General features: G+C 68.7%; 19 protein-coding genes. 8 read left to right on the top strand and 11 right to left on the bottom strand.

Annotation, left to right across the window (positions count from 1 at the left end; genetic code table 11):
- Positions 1 to 9 precede the first annotated feature (9 nt).
- A complete protein-coding gene (locus SFB74_RS31020) occupies positions 10 to 1,038 on the bottom strand; it encodes a glycosyltransferase (RefSeq protein ID WP_432728204.1) in 1,029 nt (342 codons plus the stop codon).
- Between the two features lie 96 nt (positions 1,039 to 1,134).
- Here SFB74_RS31020 and SFB74_RS31015 point away from each other — a divergent pair, with 96 nt between their 5' ends.
- Positions 1,135 to 2,481, top strand: a complete 1,347-nt coding sequence (locus SFB74_RS31015; RefSeq protein ID WP_432728203.1) for a UDP-glucose dehydrogenase family protein — start codon at positions 1,135 to 1,137, stop codon at positions 2,479 to 2,481.
- Here SFB74_RS31015 and SFB74_RS31010 read toward each other — a convergent pair.
- The 3 genes from SFB74_RS31010 to SFB74_RS31000 form a co-directional block, all read right to left on the bottom strand.
- Complete coding sequence (locus tag SFB74_RS31010) at positions 2,467 to 3,609, bottom strand: CaiB/BaiF CoA transferase family protein (protein WP_432728202.1); 1,143 nt, start codon at positions 3,607 to 3,609, stop codon at positions 2,467 to 2,469. The two genes, SFB74_RS31015 and SFB74_RS31010, sit on opposite strands and share 15 nt — an antisense overlap.
- Positions 3,610 to 3,895: 286 nt before the next feature.
- Positions 3,896 to 4,873, bottom strand: a complete 978-nt coding sequence (locus SFB74_RS31005) for a Bug family tripartite tricarboxylate transporter substrate binding protein (RefSeq protein WP_432728201.1) — start codon at positions 4,871 to 4,873, stop codon at positions 3,896 to 3,898.
- 38 nt (positions 4,874 to 4,911) lie between these two features.
- Positions 4,912 to 6,603, bottom strand: coding sequence for an acyl-CoA dehydrogenase family protein (locus SFB74_RS31000; protein WP_432728200.1), 1,692 nt, complete (start codon positions 6,601 to 6,603; stop codon positions 4,912 to 4,914).
- Positions 6,604 to 6,703: 100 nt separating this feature from the next.
- Here SFB74_RS31000 and SFB74_RS30995 point away from each other — a divergent pair, with 100 nt between their 5' ends.
- A complete protein-coding gene (locus SFB74_RS30995; RefSeq protein WP_093208520.1) occupies positions 6,704 to 7,612 on the top strand; it encodes a LysR family transcriptional regulator in 909 nt (302 codons plus the stop codon).
- Here SFB74_RS30995 and SFB74_RS30990 read toward each other — a convergent pair.
- From SFB74_RS30990 to SFB74_RS30975, 4 genes are all read right to left on the bottom strand, one after another.
- The gene (locus SFB74_RS30990) at positions 7,603 to 8,637 is read right to left on the bottom strand and encodes a serine/threonine protein kinase (RefSeq protein ID WP_432728199.1); all 1,035 of its coding nucleotides are present in this window, start codon (positions 8,635 to 8,637) and stop codon (positions 7,603 to 7,605) included. The two genes, SFB74_RS30995 and SFB74_RS30990, sit on opposite strands and share 10 nt — an antisense overlap.
- A gap of 37 nt (positions 8,638 to 8,674) precedes the next feature.
- Complete coding sequence (locus SFB74_RS30985) at positions 8,675 to 9,790, bottom strand: DUF2855 family protein (protein WP_432728198.1); 1,116 nt, start codon at positions 9,788 to 9,790, stop codon at positions 8,675 to 8,677.
- Between the two features lie 165 nt (positions 9,791 to 9,955).
- Positions 9,956 to 10,381: an organic hydroperoxide resistance protein gene (locus tag SFB74_RS30980; protein ID WP_019657755.1), complete on the bottom strand. Its 426-nt coding sequence runs from the start codon at positions 10,379 to 10,381 to the stop codon at positions 9,956 to 9,958.
- Between the two features lie 105 nt (positions 10,382 to 10,486).
- Positions 10,487 to 10,942, bottom strand: a complete 456-nt coding sequence (locus SFB74_RS30975; RefSeq protein WP_432728197.1) for a MarR family winged helix-turn-helix transcriptional regulator — start codon at positions 10,940 to 10,942, stop codon at positions 10,487 to 10,489.
- 165 nt (positions 10,943 to 11,107) lie between these two features.
- Between SFB74_RS30975 and SFB74_RS30970 the strand changes: the two genes are divergently transcribed.
- The gene (locus tag SFB74_RS30970; RefSeq protein ID WP_432728196.1) at positions 11,108 to 12,163 is read left to right on the top strand and encodes a MerR family transcriptional regulator; all 1,056 of its coding nucleotides are present in this window, start codon (positions 11,108 to 11,110) and stop codon (positions 12,161 to 12,163) included.
- Here the strand turns inward: SFB74_RS30970 and SFB74_RS30965 are convergent.
- On the bottom strand, positions 12,153 to 12,983 hold the full coding sequence (locus tag SFB74_RS30965) for an ABC transporter permease (RefSeq protein WP_432728195.1): 831 nt from the start codon (positions 12,981 to 12,983) through the stop codon (positions 12,153 to 12,155). The two genes, SFB74_RS30970 and SFB74_RS30965, sit on opposite strands and share 11 nt — an antisense overlap.
- 3 nt (positions 12,984 to 12,986) lie before the next feature.
- Positions 12,987 to 13,973, bottom strand: a complete 987-nt coding sequence (locus SFB74_RS30960; protein ID WP_432728194.1) for an ATP-binding cassette domain-containing protein — start codon at positions 13,971 to 13,973, stop codon at positions 12,987 to 12,989.
- A 26-nt stretch (positions 13,974 to 13,999) separates the two neighbouring features.
- On the opposite strand from SFB74_RS30960, the gene SFB74_RS30955 reads away from it, so the two are divergent.
- The 5 genes from SFB74_RS30955 to SFB74_RS30935 all read left to right on the top strand — a co-directional run bounded on the left by SFB74_RS30955 (position 14,000) and on the right by SFB74_RS30935 (position 17,604).
- Complete coding sequence (locus SFB74_RS30955) at positions 14,000 to 14,365, top strand: hypothetical protein (RefSeq protein WP_432728193.1); 366 nt, start codon at positions 14,000 to 14,002, stop codon at positions 14,363 to 14,365.
- A 101-nt stretch (positions 14,366 to 14,466) separates the two neighbouring features.
- The gene (locus SFB74_RS30950) at positions 14,467 to 15,309 is read left to right on the top strand and encodes a hypothetical protein (RefSeq protein ID WP_432728192.1); all 843 of its coding nucleotides are present in this window, start codon (positions 14,467 to 14,469) and stop codon (positions 15,307 to 15,309) included.
- Complete coding sequence (locus SFB74_RS30945; protein WP_432728191.1) at positions 15,306 to 15,995, top strand: hypothetical protein; 690 nt, start codon at positions 15,306 to 15,308, stop codon at positions 15,993 to 15,995. Before SFB74_RS30950 ends, SFB74_RS30945 begins: the two co-directional genes overlap by 4 nt.
- Entirely contained in the window at positions 15,992 to 16,594 is a 603-nt protein-coding gene (locus SFB74_RS30940) for a hypothetical protein (protein WP_432728190.1), read from the top strand. Before SFB74_RS30945 ends, SFB74_RS30940 begins: the two co-directional genes overlap by 4 nt.
- A complete protein-coding gene (locus SFB74_RS30935) occupies positions 16,591 to 17,604 on the top strand; it encodes a nucleotidyl transferase AbiEii/AbiGii toxin family protein (RefSeq protein ID WP_432728189.1) in 1,014 nt (337 codons plus the stop codon). Before SFB74_RS30940 ends, SFB74_RS30935 begins: the two co-directional genes overlap by 4 nt.
- Here the strand turns inward: SFB74_RS30935 and SFB74_RS30930 are convergent.
- The gene (locus SFB74_RS30930) at positions 17,594 to 18,484 is read right to left on the bottom strand and encodes a LysR family transcriptional regulator (RefSeq protein ID WP_432728188.1); all 891 of its coding nucleotides are present in this window, start codon (positions 18,482 to 18,484) and stop codon (positions 17,594 to 17,596) included. The genes SFB74_RS30935 and SFB74_RS30930 overlap by 11 nt on opposite strands.
- Positions 18,485 to 18,555 lie beyond the last annotated feature (71 nt).

Here is an 18,555-nt window from a genome sequence, read left to right as displayed (position 1 = left end):
AAGGCCCGGTCAGGGTCGGTGATACGACAGCGCCTGCGCGTCGGCATTGTTGCGCCCGGTCGTGTGCCAGCCGATGCCGCGGGCGAACGCGCCCAGCATGTCGACGGCGGAGAAGCCCAGGATGAGCATCACGCCCGCGAGCCAGCGCAGTCCGCGCAGCGGCGGCAGGTCTTGATGGTTCAGAGCCTTCATGCTGAAGCCCAGCCGCGTGAACAGCACCGCCAGCGGCCCGATCGGCCCGCTCTTCGCGAGCCATTGCCAGCGCGGCGACACATAGCTGCGCAGCAGATGCGGCGTGAGCGAATAGGTGTCCTGTCCGCGCATCCAGCGCAGCTTCAGCGCCTCGGCGCGCGTGTCGGGCAGGCGGTGCTCGGTGTGGGCTGCGGCCGCGTAGTGGATGGGCACGCCCGCCGCCTTTAGGCGCATGCCCAGCACCTGGCAGTGCGCGCGGTAAACGCCGTCGAGCGCCTGGTAGCTGTGCGCCTCGAACACGTCGCGGCGGAAGGCGACGTTGTTCGCGTAGAAGTTGCTCGTGGCCCCCGCGTGGTCCGCGTTGGGGAAGTACATGAAGTCGATGGTGGTGAGCGCGGTGCCCACCACGTTGGCCGCGTAGCTGGTGCGGCCGGCCGCCACGACGGGCGCGTCGGCTCCCTTGGTGAAGGGCAGCAGCATCTGAAGCAGCCAGTCGTCGTCGGGCAGGCAGTCGGCGTCGGCGAACACCACGTGCGTGCAGCGCCGTGCGTCGGTGGCCGCGAAGCCGGCGTTCTTGGCGTCGTAGTAGCCGGTGCTCGTGTCGATGCGCACGAAGTCGACCGGGCGGCCTGCGAGCGCGCTCACGGCCTCGCAGGTGGCGGCGCCCAGCCCGTCGTGCGTGATGACCACCTGCGCGAGCGCGCTCAGAGGCAATTTCTGTTTCGCCAGCAGGGCGACGAGGCGCTGCAGGCTGGCACCCGCCCTGGCCTCGGCATCGGCTCCGCCACGCAGGTTGTTGGTCTCCAGGACCAGCGCGCAACGCGCGGCAACTTGATCGGGCATCATCGAATTTTCCTGTCCAGACATCGTTTTGAAGGCTTGCATCCTGCTTTTATCGCACAACCGCGCCGGCCACCAGTGCCGCACGCCATGGGGCCGCTCATGAAAGTGACCATCTTCGGCGCGGGCTACGTGGGCCTGAGCTTCGCCGCCTGCCTGGCCGAGGCAGGCCACGAGGTGTTGTGCGCGGACGCCGACCCGGCCCGCATCGAGGGCCTGCAGGGCGGCCGGATGCCGTTGCATGAACCGGGCCTGGAAGCGCTGGTGGCTTCCGGCGTCGCCGCCGGCACGCTGCGCTTCACGGCCGACGAGCGCGAGGCCTGCCGGCACGGAGACCTGCTCTTCATCGTGGTGAACACGCCGGCCGATGCCGAAGGCCGGGTCGACCTGCGGCACGTGATCGCGGTGGCCGCCGGTATCGGCCGGCACCGCGACCGCGATGCGCTGGTGGTCTGCAAGTCGACCGCGCCCGTGGGCACGGCCGCGCAGGTCGAGGCGATGCTGGGCGGCGAGCTTTCGCAGCGTGGCGCGCGGCACCGCATCGCGGTGGCGGTGAACCCCGAGTTCCTGCGCGAAGGTTCGGCCGTGCGCGACTGCCGCCAGCCCGACCGCGTGGTGATCGGCAGCGAAGACCCGTGGGCCGTCGACCAGCTGGCCCGGCTCTACGCGCCCTTCATCAGCGACCCGCAAAGGCAGTTGCTCGTGATGGACCGCCGCTCGGCCGAGCTCACCAAGTACGCGGCCAACGCGATGCTCGCCACCCGCATCAGCTTCATGAACGAGATGGCGCGCGTGGCCGAGCAGGCGGGCGCCGACATCGAGGCGGTGCGGCGTGGCATCGGTGCCGACAGGCGCATCGGGCCCGACTTCCTGCAGGCCGGCGTGGGCTATGGCGGCTCATGCCTCGCGAAGGACGTGCGGGCGCTGACGCATGCGGCCGAACGCGACGGCCATGCGCTGCGCATCCTCCCGGCGGTGGCAGTCACCAACCACGAGCAGAAGGGCCGGCTGTTCGAGCTGATGTCGCGGCACTTCGGCGGCAGTCTGGCGGGCAAGACCATCGCCGTGTGGGGCCTGGCCTTCAAGGCCGATACCGACGACATGCGCGACGCGCCCAGCCTCGTGCTGCTGGAGCGCCTGTGGGCCGCCGGCGCGCGCGTGCGGGCCTACGACCCTGCGGCGGTGCCGAATGCGCGCGCCCTTGTCGGCGAGCGCGACGACATGCACTGGTGCGCTACCGCGCAGGAGGCGCTGCGGGGTGCGGACGCGCTGGCCGTGGTCACCGAGTGGGCGGAGTTCCGCCGGCCCGACTTCGCGCTCATCGCCAATGAGCTGAATGCGCCGCCCGCCATCTTCGACGGGCGCAATCTCTACGACGCCGCGCAGGTCGAGTCCGCAGGCATCGCGTACTACGGCATCGGCCGGGGCCGGTCGTCAATGCTGCGCTGAGTCTTCCGGGGGCAGGAACGCGTTCCCCGGCGTGAGCGGCGCATGCCGGTAGCTTGCCGGCGTGCGGCTGAGCTTCACCGGCGCACCGATGCCGCGGTAGCCGCCGGGCATCTCCACCACCATCTCGCGATGCAGCGTGTGCGGATGCTGCAGCGCGGCGTCGACCGGCAGTACCGGCGCGGCGGGCACGCCGGCGGCCATCAGCTGATCGACCAGCGCCCGGCCGTCGAAGGCCGCCATCGCCGTTTCGAGCCGCTGCTTGAGCTGGCCGCGGTGCACCGAGCGCGCACCGGCCGTGCGGAAGAGCGGGTCGTCCGCCAGCTCGGGCAGGCCGATGCAGCGGCACAGGCTCGCGAACTGCCGGTCGTTGCCCACCGCCACGAACACCGGGTCGGTGCCGGTGGCCAGCGCGTCGTAGGGATAGATGTTCGGATGCGCATTGCCCGTGCGGCGGGGCTCGGTGCCGTCCATGAACCAGTTGGCGGCGTGCGGATGCAGCAGCGAGAGGCCGCTGTCGTACAGCGCCGCCTCCACGAACTGGCCGCGGCCGCTGCGGTTGCGCTCCTGCAGCGCGAGCAGCACGCCGATCATCGCGTTGAGGCCGGTCACCATGTCGACCACCGGCAGGCCCACGCGCAGCGGTCCGCCGTCGGCTTCGCCGTTGATGCTCATGATGCCGGTCATGGCCTGCACGGCGGCGTCGTAGCCGGGCAGCGCGCCCAGCGGGCCGTCGGCGCCGAAGCCCGAGACTCGGCACCACACCAGGCGCGGGAAGCGCTTCGACAGCTCTTCGTAGCCGATGCCCCAGCGTTCCATGGTGCCGGTCTTGAAGTTCTCGATCAGCACGTCGGCCTCGGCCACCAGTGCGAGCAGTGCCTCGCGGCCTTCTTCGGTCGAGAAGTCCAGGTGCTGCACGCGCTTGTTGCGGTTGAGCCCGTGGTAGTACGAAGCCACGCCTTCCCTGAAGGGCGGGCCCCAGGTGCGCGTGTCGTCGCCCTGCGGCGGCTCGACCTTGAGCACGTCGGCACCGTGGTCGCCGAGGATCTGGCCGCAGTAGGGGCCGCCGAGGATGCGGGAGATGTCGAGGACTCGGATGCCTGCGAGGGCGCCTTGTGGGACTTGTGTCATTTCTTGTTCCTGTGTTTTGCTTTTCATGGCGCGTGCACAGGCCGCCGGGTACTCCCCTCCGCGAATGTCCCCCGGCCTTCGGCCTCCTCCTTTATTTCGCTGCGGGGAGTACCCGACGCCCTGTGCACAGGGAAGCTCTGCTGGTGCCGGCCGCATCAGCGCTGCGCTCGTCGATCACGACGATGGGGTGCCTTGCGCAGCGAAATAAAGGAGGAGGGCCGCAGGCCCGGGGGACATTCGCGGAGCAAGGTACCCCGTCGGCGTGATCGCGCCCCGGATGGCTGCATCAATCGAGCTGCGCCCCCGACTTCTTCACCACGTCCTTCCACTTCACGGACTCGCCAGCAATGAACTGCCCGAGCTTCTGCGGCGAAGTGTCGGCAGGCACTTCAAGACCCTGGGCGGCGAACATCTGCTTCACCTTGGGCGAATTCAGCACTTCAGTGAACGCATGGTTGAGCTTGTTCACGCGATCGGCGGGCGTGCCGGCCGGCGCGACGATGCCGAAGAACACGCTCACGTCATAGCCCTTGTAGCCCTGCTCCGAGATCGTCGGCACATCGGGCAGCGCCTGCGAGCGCGCGACAGTGGCCACGCCCAGAGCGCGCAGCTTGCCGGCCTTGACGTAGGGCAGCGCGGTGAGGATGTCGGTGAAGGTCATGCTGACCTGGTTGCCCAGCAGGTCGTTGAGCGCGGGGCCCGTGCCCTTGTAGGGAATGTGCTGGAGGTCGGTGCCCGCCACCGAGTTGAAGAGCACGCCCGCGAGGTGCGACGAGGCGCCGTTGCCCGAAGAGGCATAGCTGAGCTTGCCGGGGTTGGCCTTGGCGTAGGCCACCAGTTCCTGCACGTTCTTCACGGGCAGGGCGGGGTTCACCACCAGGATGTTCGGCAGGTAGCCCACCTGGATCACCGGCGCGAAGCTCTTCACCGGGTCGTAGTTGATCTTGCGGTACAGGCTCGAGTTGATGGCCAGCGGGCCCGAGGTGCCGAACAGCAGCGTGTGGCCGTCGGCCTCGGCGCGTGCCACGTACTCGGCGCCGATGTTGCCGCCGGCGCCCGCGCGGTTCTCCACGATCATGGGCTGGCCGAGACGGTCCTTCATCTCGGCGGCGAGCGTGCGTGCCATCGCGTCGGTGGGGCCGCCGGGCGGGAAGGGAACGACCAGCATCAGGGGTTTGGAGGGGAAGGCGTCGGCCGCTTGCACGGCGGGCATGGCCGTCATCAGCGTGGCGCAGGCGGCCAGCAGGAAGGTGAAGCGTTTCAAGGGATGTCTCCGTCTTTTTGAATGAAAGGAAAAAAAGCTCAGGCGGGCACGGCCGTGGACGAGGTGGTCGTGGCGTTCCAGTCCGCCGGCATCGCGTCGGGCGAGAGCGGATCGCGCGGCAGCACGCGGTGCAGCAGCACCAGCTGCGCCCAGCGCAGGCGCGCCTGGGAGCCACCGCGTGAGGCCTCCCATGCCATCGCGATGGCGCTGGTGCAGTGGTAGAGCGCAGAGGCGGCCTGGCGTGCGAGCACGTCACCGCCTTCGCGCGCGGCGGTTTCGGTCAGCGCGGCGGCGCGGTCCAGCGCGTCGCGCAGCGACTTGGCGAACGCGGGAGCTAGCGCCGCGTCGTCGAGCAGCTTCTGGCAGTGCGCGCGCAGCACCGGCAGCGAACCTTCGCGCTTCACCGCGCGGATCACGTCCAGCGCCACGATGTTGCTCGTGCCTTCCCAGATCGAGCCCAGGTGCGCGTCGCGCACGAGGCGCGCGTCGCTCCATTCCTCGATGTAGCCGCAGCCGCCGCGCACTTCCATCGCATCGCCCGTGACCTTGCGCGCATCGCGGCAGGCGCGGAACTTGATGAGCGGCGTGAGGATGCGCAACAGCGCATACGCATCGGGCTCGCCGGCATCCGAGCGCGCGAGCGCGAGGGCCGTCTGGCACACCATGGTGCGGGCCTGCTCGGCGGGCAGGCGCAGCTTGTCGAGCTGGCGCTGCATCAGCGGCATCTGTTCCAGCGTGCGGCCGAAGGCGCGGCGCTCGGATGCGATGAACTCGGCCTCGGCCACCGCGCGGCGCATCAGGCCGGCGGCGCGCACGCCGTTGGACAGGCGCGAGTTGTTGACCATGTCGGCCATCTGCACGAAGCCGCGGCCTTCCTCGCCCACCAGCCAGGCGGCGGCGCCTTCGAGGCGGATCTCGCCGCTGGCCATCGAGCGCGTGCCCAGCTTGTCCTTCAGCCGGATGATGCGGTAGCTGTTGAGGCTGTCGTCGTCGAGCTGGCGCGGCAGCAGGAACAGCGACACGCCCTTCATGCCGGCCATACCATCGTCAGCGCGCGCGAGCACCATCGCGAAGTCGGCGTCGGGGTTGGAGCAGAACCACTTGTCGCCCGTGAGGCGCCAGCTGCCATCGGCCTCGCGGTGCGCCAGCGTGGCGGTGGCTGCGATGTCGGAGCCGGCGGCCTGCTCGGTCATGAACATCGCGCCCTGCGCGAGTTCGTCGAAGTCCAGCGAGGTGAGGCGCGGCAGGTACTTCGCGACCAGCTCGGGACTGCCGAACTTCTTCAGCGTGCGCGTGAGCGAGTCGGTCATCGACACCGGGCAGCACAGGCCGAACTCCGCCTGCACGAACAGATAGGTCAGCACGTACTTGACCAGCGGCGGCATCTTGCCCTTCCAGCCCAGCGTGTCGTCGCGGTGCGAGATGGCGGCCAGGCCGAACTCGGCGAGCGCGAGGCGTTCCATCTCAACGTAGGCGGGGTGCTTGAGGATCTTCTGCTCGTCGAGGCCGGTGCGCGTGCGCTGCTTCAGCACGGGCGGGTTGCGGTCGGCCGTGCCGGCCAGCTCGTCGATCAGGCCGCCAGCGAGGCCGCCCAGGCGCTCGAAGTGCGGCTGCATGTGGCGGCGCAGGTCTTCGGGCAGGTAGAGCGCGAGCAGGGCGTGGAGCTCGGCGTCGGTGGTGAAGAGGTTCTGGCCGTGGCGGTCGGGGATCGGATGGGCGTGCTCTGGCATGCGCGTTGTCTCCATGGTTCCTTGGTTTGGCGCATTGTTGAAGCGGCGACGATCCGTGTCTAATATCGATTTGGTCTTGTTCGATTCGATCTGACTATCCATGGAACTGCGGCACCTGCGCTACTTCTCCGTGCTCGCCGAGGAGCTGCACTTCGGGCGGGCGGCACGGCGGCTGTCGATCTCTCAGCCGCCGCTGTCGGTGGCGATACGGCAGCTCGAGGACAACGTGGGCGCGCGCCTCTTCGAACGCAACAGCAAGGAGGTGCGGCTCACGCCTGCGGGCGAGGCACTGCGCATTTCGGCGCGGCGCGTGCTGCTGCAGGCGGAAGAAGCCGCAATCGAAGCGCGCGACGTGGCGCTGGGTTCGGCCGGGCGGCTGCGCATCGGCTTCGTCGGCGCGATGCTGTACCGGGGCCTGCCGCAGGCGCTGCGAGCCTTCCAGGCGAAGCACCCGGCGGTGCGCATCACGCTGAGCGAGCTGAATTCGGGTATGCAGATCGCCGAGCTGATGAACGACCGGCTCGACCTGGGCTTCGCCCACACGCACCGCGTGCCGCCCGAGTTGCAGCACCGGTTGCTGCTGTCCGAACCCTTCGTGGCCTGCCTGCCCTCCGGCCACGCGCTTGCGCGCAAGCGCGTGCTGGCGCCGGCCGACCTGCGCGAGCAGCCTTTCGTGCTGTTCTCGCGCGAGGTTTCGCCGGACTACCACGAGCGCATCCTGACCATCTGCGCCGACGCGGGCTTCCTGCCCGAGGTGCGGCACGAGGTGCGCCACTGGCTGGCGGTGGTCTCGTGGGTGTCGCAGGGCCTGGGCGTGGCGCTGGTGCCGCAGGCGATGCGGCATTCGGCCCTGCGCGGCGCGGTGTTCAGGCCGCTCGACAGGGCCGTGGCGCAGTCGGAGGCCTATGGCATCTGGCGCAACGGGCCGGCCAACGTGCTGGTCGAGCGGCTGCTGCAGGGCGTGGCGGACAGCCTTGCAGCGGCGCAGGAAGACCAGGCTCAGGCGTAGAGCGGCTCTTCCGCCATCTGCTCGCACTGCTCCTCGAGCATGAGGATCTGCCCCTTCCAGTAGTCGCTGGAGCCGAACCACGGGAAGTTGATCGGGAAGATCGGGTCTTCCCAGCGTCGCGCGAGCCACGCGCTGTAGTGGATGAGCCGCAGCGTGCGCAGCGGCTCGATCAGCGCCAGCTCGCGCCGGTCGAACTCGCGGAACTGTTCGTAGCCGTCGAGCAGGCCCGACAGTTGGGCGGTGCGCTGCGCGCGGTCGCCCGACAGCAGCATCCAGAGGTCCTGCACCGCGAAGCCGGTGCGCGCGTCGTCCAGGTCGACGAAGTGCGGGCCGCCGCCGGGGCGGTCGGTGGGCGTCCACAGGATGTTGCCGGGGTGCACGTCGCCGTGCAGGCGCAGCTTGCGGGGCTGGAAGTCGGCCGATGGCGGGTTGGCCGCGAGGGCGGTGGCGCCGATCATGTCCAGCGCTTCGTTGCAGGTCTTTTCCCAGTCGCGCTGCACGTCGAGCGGGATCTTGTCGTTGGCGAGCAGCCAGTCGCGCGATGCGATGCCGAAGGTCTGCAGGTCGAGCGCGGGCCGGGCCTCGAAAGGCCTTGCGCTGCCCACGGTGTGGATGCGCGCTAGGAAGCGGCCCACCCACTCGAGCACTTCGAAGTCGTCGAGCTCGGGCGCGCGGCCGCCGCGGTAGGGGCTCACGCTGAAGGCGAAGCCGGCGTGGTGGTGCAGCGTCTTGCGGTCGAAGGCCAGCGGCGGCACGGCCGGCACTTCGCCGGCGGCCAGTTCGAGCGAGAAGCCGTGCTCCTCGAGGATCTCGGCCTCGCTCCAGCGGCCGGGGCGGTAGAACTTGACCACCACTGCACTGCGACCCTCCAGGTAGACCTGGTAGACGCGGTTCTCGTAGGAGTTCAGGCCGGTGAGCCGGCCGTCGCCGTGCAGGCCGAGCGTCGCGAGCGCGTCGAGCACCACGTCGGGCGTGAGGCTCTCATAAGGATGTGTGTTCGCGGGCGCCGCGGAAGAAAGGGTCATACGGCGATTGTCGTCGCCGCGCGGCGCCCCGGGGCCGTCAGGACTTCGCGGCCTGTTTGTAAAGGGAAAGGATGTGGCCGGTGCGCGGATCGCCCTTGCCCGCGAGCACCTGGGCGTAGGCGGCCTGCACCGCCTCGCCGCCGTCGTGGTGCTCGGCATGCAGCCAGGGCGCCTTCGCGTCGGTGACCGTGGCCATGAAGTCGTGCCAGGCCGCGACCATGCGGCGGCCGAACTCCTCGGGGCCCCATTCGGTGGTGCGCTTCTTGATCTGCGCGGGCGCGAAGAACAGCGTGGCGCGAGGGCCCGAGAGGCTCTTGCCCGCGCCCTTGCTGGCGAGCTGCTCGACGTGCGTGCCGCCGATGGAGCTGCTGTACTTCAGGTTGGCGAAGCGCTCGTGGATGGCGTTGCGCAACTCGCCGTTGCCGGCGAAGTCGACGTACACGCAGGGCGTGCCGGCCGCGATGGTGTCGAGCGCGTCGTAGGTCACCACGCGGTCGTAGCAGCCGAGGCTCTCGCAGAAGGCCACGTTGGCGGGCGAGGTCAGGCCGATCACTTCGATGCCTTCGCGCTTGTGCAGCTGGAAGGCGGTGCCGTAGGCCGTCTTGCTGGACGCGCTCGAAAGCAGCATGGTGTTGGCGCCGAAGAAATCGTTGTCGGTCATGAAGTCGTCGATCAGCCACGAGGTGATGAACAGCGGGCGCAGCAGCGCCTGGATGTCCTCGGTGTCTGCTGTGTAGAGCGGGTCGCTCGCGCAGCGGAAGTACTGGTTGTAGACGGCGGGAAGTTCCGCGCGGTGCGGCGCCACGTCGGTGAAGCGCTCGGGCGAGAGCCGTCCGGGGCTCAGCACCGCGCCGGAGGCCATCGGCCAGTAGCCGTAGAGCCGCTCGCCCACCGGCACGCCGGGGTGCAGCGACTGCACCACGCTCGCGAAGCCCCACACGGGGATGCTGCCCCAGCCCTCCTCGCCGCTCGGGAAGAACTGCCAGTAGCTCATCGCGTCACCGAAGGCGGCATACGTGATGTTGTTGGAGGTGAGCGCGAAGCTGTCGATGCGCACGCGCACCTGGCCGTCGGCGAGCGCTTCGTCGGTGGCGGTGTGAAGGCGCGTGGTGGCGAGCTGGTCTTTGCGGATGAGGAGGCTGGTGGTGCTCATGAGCGTGGCTCCTGGCGGTTGTGAGGTTCGCCAACGTTAGCCAAGCTTGATGAAAGGCGCCATCGCGAAGCGGCTTTCGGCGTCACCCGTGAGACATCGGCGGGCATGAAAAAAGCGGCCCGGCTTGTGGCCGGACCGCTTGTTCTGCGTATGCGCCGTGGAGGCTCAGGCAATCGTCAGTTCGACGTCGATGTTGCCGCGGGTCGCGTTCGAGTACGGGCAGACCTGGTGGGCCGTGTCGACCAGCTTCTGCTTGGCTTCAGCATCGAGGCCGGGCAGCGTGATCGCCAGCTTCACGGCGATGCCGTAGGCGGCGCCGCCGTTCGTCGGGCCGAGGGAAACGCTGGAGTCGATGGCGACGTCTTCCGGCACCTTCACGCCGATCTTCGGGCCGACGGCCTTCATCGCGCCGATGAAGCAGGCGGCATAGCCGACCGCGAACAGCTGCTCGGGGTTGGTACCGGGCTTGCCGGAACCGGGCGAGCTCAGCTTGACGTCGATGGCGCCGTCGCTGGACTTGCCTGCGCCGTCACGGCCGCCGACCGTGTGGGCTTCTGCGGTGTAGAGCACTTTGTCGAGCTTGGTGGTCATGGTGATTCCTTTGGTGGTGATGAAGTTGAAGGGAGGGTGGTGAAAAGGCTTCGTTCTTTCTCCTTGCGGAGGCCGACCGGAGCGGGAGAAACGTGTTGCGTTGCGTCAGGCGGCCTTCTTGATGCGGTCGCGCAGCGTCTGGATCTGCTGGGTGAGCGAGATCAGCTCGGGCACCGAGCACTCGGCGGCGGCCATCAGGCAGGCCGGCACGTTGGAGGCGCGGCTCTTGAGCCTGCGGCCGGCAGCGGTCAGCGTGATGTGCACGCGGCGTTCGTCCGCCACGTCGCGCACGCGGGCCACATAACCGTTGGCCTCCAGGCGCTTGAGCAGCGGCGTGAGCGTGCCCGAATCGAGCGAGAGCCGCTCGCCGAGCTCGGAGACCATGAGGCCGTCCTGCTCCCAGAGGGCGAGCATCACGAGGTATTGCGGGTAGGTGAGCTGCAGCTTTTCCAGCACCGGCTTGTACAGCCGGGTCATGGCCAGCGAAGCGGAATAGACGGCGAAACAAAGCTGGTTGTCCAGCTTGAGCATTTCGTCGGCGTTGACTGGAGTGGAGCGCATGGGCTGAATTGTAGCGAGCAATTAGATTGTGTGCAATGTAATTTGAAAGTGTCGGTATCTGGCCGGAGGAAGAGCACATGAAACACGGTTTTCGTGTCCGCCTGTTGACCCGGCCCCAGGGACAGCCCTTACAAAAGAAGAAACTTGCCGTAAAAGGTATTCACCATGCGATCCAGCACCCGATTTCTCAGTCCGTCCGAAGCCGCAAGGCGACTCGGCGTGTCGGCCAAGGCCTTGCGGCTCTATGAGCAGCGCGGGCTCGTGGAGCCCGAGCGGACCGCCGCCGGCTGGCGCGCCTACGGCCCCGGCGAGATGGCCCGTGCCGCCGAAATCGTCGCTCTTCGCGCGCTAGGTTTCAGCCTTGCCCAGGTGGGGCGGGTGCTTCAAGGCGACCCGCAAGGCCTGGAGCAGACACTGGCGACCCATCAGGCAGCGCTGGAGACGCAGTTGCATCGGCTGGCAGGCACGGTCGAGAAAATCCGCGGCCTGCGAAGCGACCTGCTGCAAGGCCGGACGCCGACCATCGGCGAACTTGCGGGCCTGCGCGCCCCGGCCGCCGAGGTCCGCGCTGCATTCGAACTCCCGTGGCCATGGGGCGGCGAGCTTTTCGAACTGCGCGACATCCGCGCGCTGAACTACATCATCGGCCCGCTCGGCAGCGGCAAGACCCGGCTGGCGCACAGCCTCGCAGAGGCGCTGCCCGATGCAGCCTTCCTGGGGCTGCAGAGGCTCGAGGAAGCCGGAATGGCGGAAGCGAAAGCACAGCTGCATGCCGACCGCAGGCTGCAGTCGAAAGTAGACGAAGCCACGGCCTGGCTCGTGGAAGACGGTGCCACGCCATCGGACGCCTTGCTGGTGCTGCTCGCCGCGCTCGAAGCCGAAGGCTCAACCACCCTGATCGTCGACATGATCGAGCAAGGCCTCGACCAGCCGACACAGGAAGCACTGATCGCCTGGCTGCGCAGAAGAGGCTCAGGAGACCGGCCCATCTTCATGCTGACGCGCTCGTGCGCGATCCTCGATCTTTCCGACGTCGGGCCCGACGAGACCATCATCCTCTGCCCCGCCAACCACAGCCCGCCGATGCTGGTTGCGCCGCATCCCGGCGCACCCGGCTACGAATCCGTCGCTACCTGCCTGGCTTCGCCCGAGGTCCGCGCCCGTACGGCGGGAGTCATCGCGTGGCGGCCGCCCGGCAGCCTCGAGCCCGCTATGCCTTGAACCGCTTGCGCGTCAACGCCAGCGCAACCCAGAACGCCACCACCGCATACACCGCCAGCACCACCGCATGCACCCACCAGCCGGTGGGCCACTGGTCCATGAAGAGCGGCCTCACCAGCGCCACCGCGTTCGTCAGCGGCAGCCACGCCGCCACGGCCTGCACGGCGGTGGGCAGTTGCTCCAACGGAAAGAACACGCCGCTCAGGAACATCATCGGCGTCATGAACAGCGTGAAGTAGTAGGTGAAGAAGTCGTAGCCCTTCGCCAGCGCGTTGAAGATCAGTGCGATCGAAGAGAAGGTGATGCCCGCGCCGATCAGGACCATCCACGCGACGACGAGCTTCGGGCTGTGGCTGATGCCCAAGCCGAGCATCACGAACAGGATCGCCGTCACGGTGAAGATCGACTTGAACGCCGCCCACAGCATCTCGGCCAGCACGATGTCGTCGAGCCCGACGGGCGCGTTCATGATGCCGTCCCAGGTCTTCTGCACGTGCATGCGCGAGAAGGCCGAGTACAGGGCCTCGAAGCTCGCTGCGTTCATCGCGCTCATGCAGATCGAACCGCTCGCGAGGAACAGGATGTACGGCACCTTCACGCCGTCGACCGACACCTGTCCCACCAGCGCGCCCATGCCGTAGCCGAAGGCCACGAGCCAGATCAGCGGCTCGGCGATGTTGCCGATCAGGCTGGGAATCGCGAGCTTGCGCCACACCAGCAGGTTGCGCAGGAACACGGGCCACCAGCGCAGCGAGAGTTCGGGCGGGCGCCACGGTGAAGGCGAAGGGGGCGCGGTCGTTGTTGCAGTCGTGGTGTTCATGGTCTAGCCGTCCTCGCGGATCTGTCGGCCCGTGAGCTTCAGGAAAAGGTCTTCCAGGTTCGCGGGCCGATGGAATGTGCGCAGTCCGCTGTGCCGCGTCAGCGCGTCGAGCAGCCGCCGCGCGTCCTGCGTGTAGAAGAACACCGTCTCGCCGCTGACCTCCACGCGCGCCGCCATCGCCTTCAGCTCGGCCGACTCGGCCAGCGACAGCGCGCCGTTGCCGTACACCTCGACCACGTCGGGCTCCAGGTGCTCGGCGATCAGGTCGCGCGGGCGGCCCTCGGCGATCTTGCGGCCGTGGTCCAGCACCAGCAGGCGCGAGCACAGGCGCTCGGCCTCGTCCATGAAGTGCGTGGTCAGCAGGATCGACTTGCCCTGCTGCAGCAGCACCTGCAGCCGCTCCCACATCAGGTGCCGCGCCTGCGGGTCGAGCCCGGTGGTGGGCTCGTCGAGCAGCAGCAGCTTCGGGTCGTTGACCAGCGCGCGCGCCAGCGACAGCCGCCGCCGCATGCCGCCCGAGAGCTCGCCCGGCTTCGCATCGGCCTTGTGCGAGAGCGCCGCGAACTCCAGCAGCTGCGGCACGCGCGCGCGCACCTGCGCCTTGCTGAAGCCGAAGTAGCGGCCGTACACCACGAGGTTCTCGGCGCAGCTGAAGTCGGGGTCGAGCGTGTCGAACTGCGACACCACGCCGAGCTGCGCCTTGATCGCCAGCGCATCGCGCGGCATCTGCAGCCCTAGCGCCGAGATTTCTCCGCCGTCGGGTGCGGTGAGGCCCAGGCACATGCGGATGGTGGTGGTCTTGCCCGCGCCGTTCGGGCCGATCACGCCCAGGCATTCGCCGGGCGCGATCTCGAACGACAGGTCGTTCACGACCGTGGTGTCGCCATAGCGCTTGTGCAGATGGCTGACGTGGAAGAGGGGAGGCGGGGCGGAGGAGGGTGTAGGCGGCACGCGGCCATTCTGACGCAGCCGGGCGGCGGGCGTGGCCATCGCTTCAATCGATGGACAATCCGCCGATGTCCAGAGCAATTTCATCATGGTGCGCGCTGTGCCTTGCCGCAGCGGCCGCGCAGGCCGTGGCGGCGGCACCCTCCGATGGCAGGCAGTGCGAGGAGCTTCATGCGGTCGCGAATGCGAGCCCTGGCTTCGTTCCGCGCTACGGCGCGGTCGTGGTCGGCACCGGGCGGGCGCGCCTCTACACCGCTCCCGACGCCGCCTGCGACAGCGGCAAGTTCCTGATTCCCAAGGACCGCGTCACCGTCTACACGCCGTACAAGGAGTGGGTTCAGGTCATGTTCATCCACCCGAAGACCGGCGAGGACACCATGGGCTGGATGCTCGACAGCCGCCTGAAGACGACCGGCACCATGGGCCCTCGATAACCCGGGGCGGATCGGGCTCCCGGCGGCGGCAAAATCGCTGCACCCGCCGATCGACCGGCGGGCGGATGAGTCCATGGCATTGCACGGGAGGGAACCCAAAGATGCTGCGTTTCTGGCTGGCGCTGACAGCCTTGCTGCTGCTCGGCGCCTGCGCGCCTTTTCACCGGCCCCTGGCGGCCGCGGACCGCAACAAAGTCCAGGAAGTCGATCTGCGCGTCGTCGTCGCGCAGGAGAGCTTCATGTTCTCCGCGCAGTCGCCCGGCGTGAGCGCCGCCACGGGCGGCGGGCTGATCGGCGCGCTCATCGATTCGTCGGTGCAGCAGTCGCGCCAGAAGGAGATGAGCGCCGAAGTGCAGGCCATCGTCGGCCCGCTGCTCGACTACGACTACCGCGCCGAGGCGGCCCGGGCGCTCGAGGCGCAGCTTGGCGAGCCTTCTTCGTTCCCGCTGAAGATCCGCTCCGCGCAATTGCTCGCGGCCATGCCGGTCAAGTCCGAGCAGGAGGCCCGCATCGCCGCCACCAAGGGCGGCCCCGCCTACATGGTGCTGTTGCTGCAGTACGCGCTGGAGCCCGGGCTGGGCGCCTTCACCACGCGCACATCCGCACTCCTCTGGCAGGACGGCAGGAGCGAGCCCAGCTACCGCGCCGCCGCCATCTTCCAGACACCGGTGGGCGGCGTCGCGCGCGCCACCGTCATCCGACGCCTCACGGCCGACGACGGGCAGGTGCTGCGCGGCGTGATGCGTGAGTCGATGACGCAGACGCTGCATGCGGTGGCGCTGGACATCGCAGGCGCACGTTCGGGCGCGGTGAAGACCGCGCGCTTCAACGTCAACGGCTCATGGGTGACGCTGGCCGGCCCGAGCTTCGACGAGCGGCCCGGTCGAGTGCTGTTCCGCGACCAGGACGGCGCGCTCTATTCGGTCAGGAGCGCCGCGCCATGATGCGTCCGAAGCACGCACGAAAGGCGGGCGCCCTCTGTGCCCTGTGCATGCTCGGCGCCATGCCGGGCCTGTCGCACGCGCTCACCGAGACCGAGCCGCTGCCCATGGTCTACGAGCAGGCGCCCGAACCGGCCGAGCGGCCCAACAGCACGCCGGCCCCGGTGTTGCGCGTGGCCAGCGGCTGCACGCTGTACCTGCCGAAGATCGACGACATGCGCCTCAACAAGGCCAACGTCGGCAACCTGACCGTCATGATGCCGACGCTGCACGCCACGCCGGTGGCGGTGCAGTCCATTCAGGGCGGCGGTGACGCCGGTGCATGGACGCGCGGCGCGCTGCAGTCCGCGAGCCGCTACGGACTGCAGGTCGTGACCGCCGCGCTGCCCGCGCCCGGCAGCGCGCGGCAGGTCACGGCCGACGTGGCGCTGCGCCTCGCGCATTCGTGGTCGGCCGGCCTGAACCTCGTCTCGCATGTCGTGCTGCAGGCCACCTACCGCATGCCGGGCGCCGAAGCCGTGGTGCGCCAGTACCACGGCATGGGCACGCGCACCAACTGGGCCAGCGGCAACAGCGAGTTCATGTCCGTGCTGAACCTGGGCATGGAGGAAGCGGTGCGCGGCATGGTCGGCGATGCGGCCGCGCTGTGCGACGGCAAGCCGCTGCCCGCGAAGGTGGCTGCGCCATGAAGACCATCCCGCGGCAACTCAAGAGCAGGCTCGAACTGCACCTGACCTGCGGCGCGCTCCATGCCGCGCAGATCCCCTCCTTCGTCGAGGTGTGCGAGCAGGTGGGCCTCAAGCCGCTGCTGATCGACCTCGCCCATGGCGCGCAGAAGCAGCAGCCCATGGCCACCACCTGGCTGCGCGGCGACCTGGCCGAAGCGAAGGCCGAAGCCGTGGCGCTGGCACAGTGGCTGGCGCGCGCGGGCATGGCCGTGCTGCGGGTGAAGGTCGAGGCGCCCATCCAGGGCCACGAGAGCCTGAGCCGGCCCGACGAATACTTCGAATGGCACGGCAAGCTGCGCCTGCACGACGCCTCCGCGTTGCAGCACCTGTGCGAGACGCACGGAGCGCGCCTCTCGCGCAACAGCCTGAAGGGCGAGACGGACGTGCGCTTCGTCACCCTGCGCAGCCGCGAACCGCTGGCCGGATTCAAGGCGCGCGTCGCGGCATTGGCCGCCCAGCTGGAGCGCCAGGGTTGGCCGCTGCTGAAGCAGGAGACGGAGATGTGCCTGCTCGACAGCCGGGAGTCGCTCGACGCTGGATGGCTGGAAGCGGCGGCATGACGGCCGCACGCGTGACGCAGGCCGGCATCGAGAGCGAGGCCCGGCGCACCGGCGCGTCGGTCGAGCAGGTCCGGGAACTCGTTCTGCTTGAAGGCTTCATGCGCAGGGCCGCATGGGTCGGTGGTCCCTTCATGCTCAAGGGCAGCCTCGTCACGCGCCAGTACCTGGGCGGGCCGGAGCAGGACAACGAACGCTTGTCGCGCGACATCGACTGGGTGTGCACCGAGCCCTTCGACCGCGAGCGCAGCGCGCGGCAGCTGAATACGTGGGCGCAGTCCGTGACCACGGTTTACCTCGACGATGGCCTGCACTTCCGTCCGTTCATCGAGAACGCGTTCTGGCGAATGATCGACTACGCGATGGACGACGACTTTCCCACCGTCAGCACGGACATCGACGGCTGCGTGCTCGACGGCGACCCGCAGACTCCGTTGCACCGTTTCCGGCTGGATGTGAGCTTCAACCTCAAGCTTGATCCTCCGCCCGTTCCGCTGCACTACGCACCGTGTCTCGGCGAGGCGTTCCATCTGCCGAGTACCTGCGCGCTCGACCTGCAGATCGCGTGGAAGCTGCACCAGTGCCTGGTGCGGCCGCGCTTCAAGGATCTGCTCGATCTGATGTGGCTGGTGCCGCACAACCCTGTCGATGCCGACGCGGTGGGCCGCGCACTGCGCGCCGAGTGTGCTCAGGACAAGGCCGACATGGGGAGGCTGCGCTACCTGTTGAACGGCGACATGCCACGGCACCCCGAGTTTCCCGGCCAGCGTGCCGTGAAGACGACGGCACAGGCCTGGGAGTACTGGCGCCACGGACGCATGGCCAACAAGATGGGACAGTGGCAGGTTGCGGTCCACATCGGCGAGCCGGCCAGCGTCTGCGTGTCGCGAGTCGATGCCCTGCCCGAACAGCTCGAGGAATTTCTCGCGCAACTGCACGAGGCCTTGCACGACCTGGTTACGGCGCTGTTGCCCGAGGCATCGCCGCGACGAGACGTCTTCCTCAAAGCCTGAGCCCGCAGAACTCCGCCTTCATCCATTCGATGAACGCCCGCGTGCGCGCCGGCAGCAGCCTCGCGTTCGGATAGATCACGCTCACCGGCCGGGGCGGCGGCTCGAAGTCTTCGAGCACCAGCTTCAGCCTTCCCTGCGCCACGTGCGGCATGACCTGGTACGAGAAGAAGGTGCCGAAGCCCATGCCCGCCGCGCACGATTCGATGGCGGGCGCGAGGTGGTTGAACTCCAGCCGGTTGTCGGGCATCACGCTGATCGCCTTCCCGGCCTCGTAGAACTGCCATTGCGCGGGCGCATCCACCCGTCCGCGCACGCAGGGCGCGCCGTTCAGCTCGCGCGGATGCGTCGGCGTGCCGTGCCGTTCCAGGAAGTCGGGGCTCGCGACCAGCACGCGGCGGATGGTGCCCATGGTCTGTGCCACGAGCGAGGAGTCTTCCAGCGGGCTGATGCGGATGCCCACGTCGATGCCTTCCTCGAGAAGGTTCACCGTGCGGTCGTACAGCCGCACGCTGCAGCGCACTTTTTCGTAGCGCTTCATGAAGCGCACGATGGCCGGCGCCACGTACATGTGGCCGAAGAGCACCGGCGCGGTGATGGTGAGCTGGCCCGCGGGCTCGCGTGCCTCGGCTTTCAGCGCGAGGTCTGCGGCGTCGGCCGCTAGCAGCACTTCGCGCGCGCTCGGCAGGTAGCTGCGTCCCTCCTCGGTGAGCGAGAGGCGGCGCGTGGTGCGGTGGAAGAGGCGCACGCCCAGGTGCGCCTCCAGCGCGGCGAGCGCGCGCACCACCGCGGGCAGCGATGTGCCTAGCGCCTCGGCGGCGCGGGTCAGGCTGCCCTGGTCGGCAATCTGCACGAAGGTCTGCATGGCCTTGAAGCGATCCATGGCGGGTGATTAAACCGGAAAACGCAGCAGTCAAATACAGGAAAGGCTATTCATTCATTCGGAGCAAGAGA

The organism is Variovorax xiamenensis, assembly GCF_050916385.1.
Classification (GTDB): domain Bacteria; phylum Pseudomonadota; class Gammaproteobacteria; order Burkholderiales; family Burkholderiaceae_C; genus Variovorax.
The sequence above is the reverse complement of the archived record's forward strand: the minus strand, read 5'-3'. Positions and strand labels throughout refer to the sequence as shown.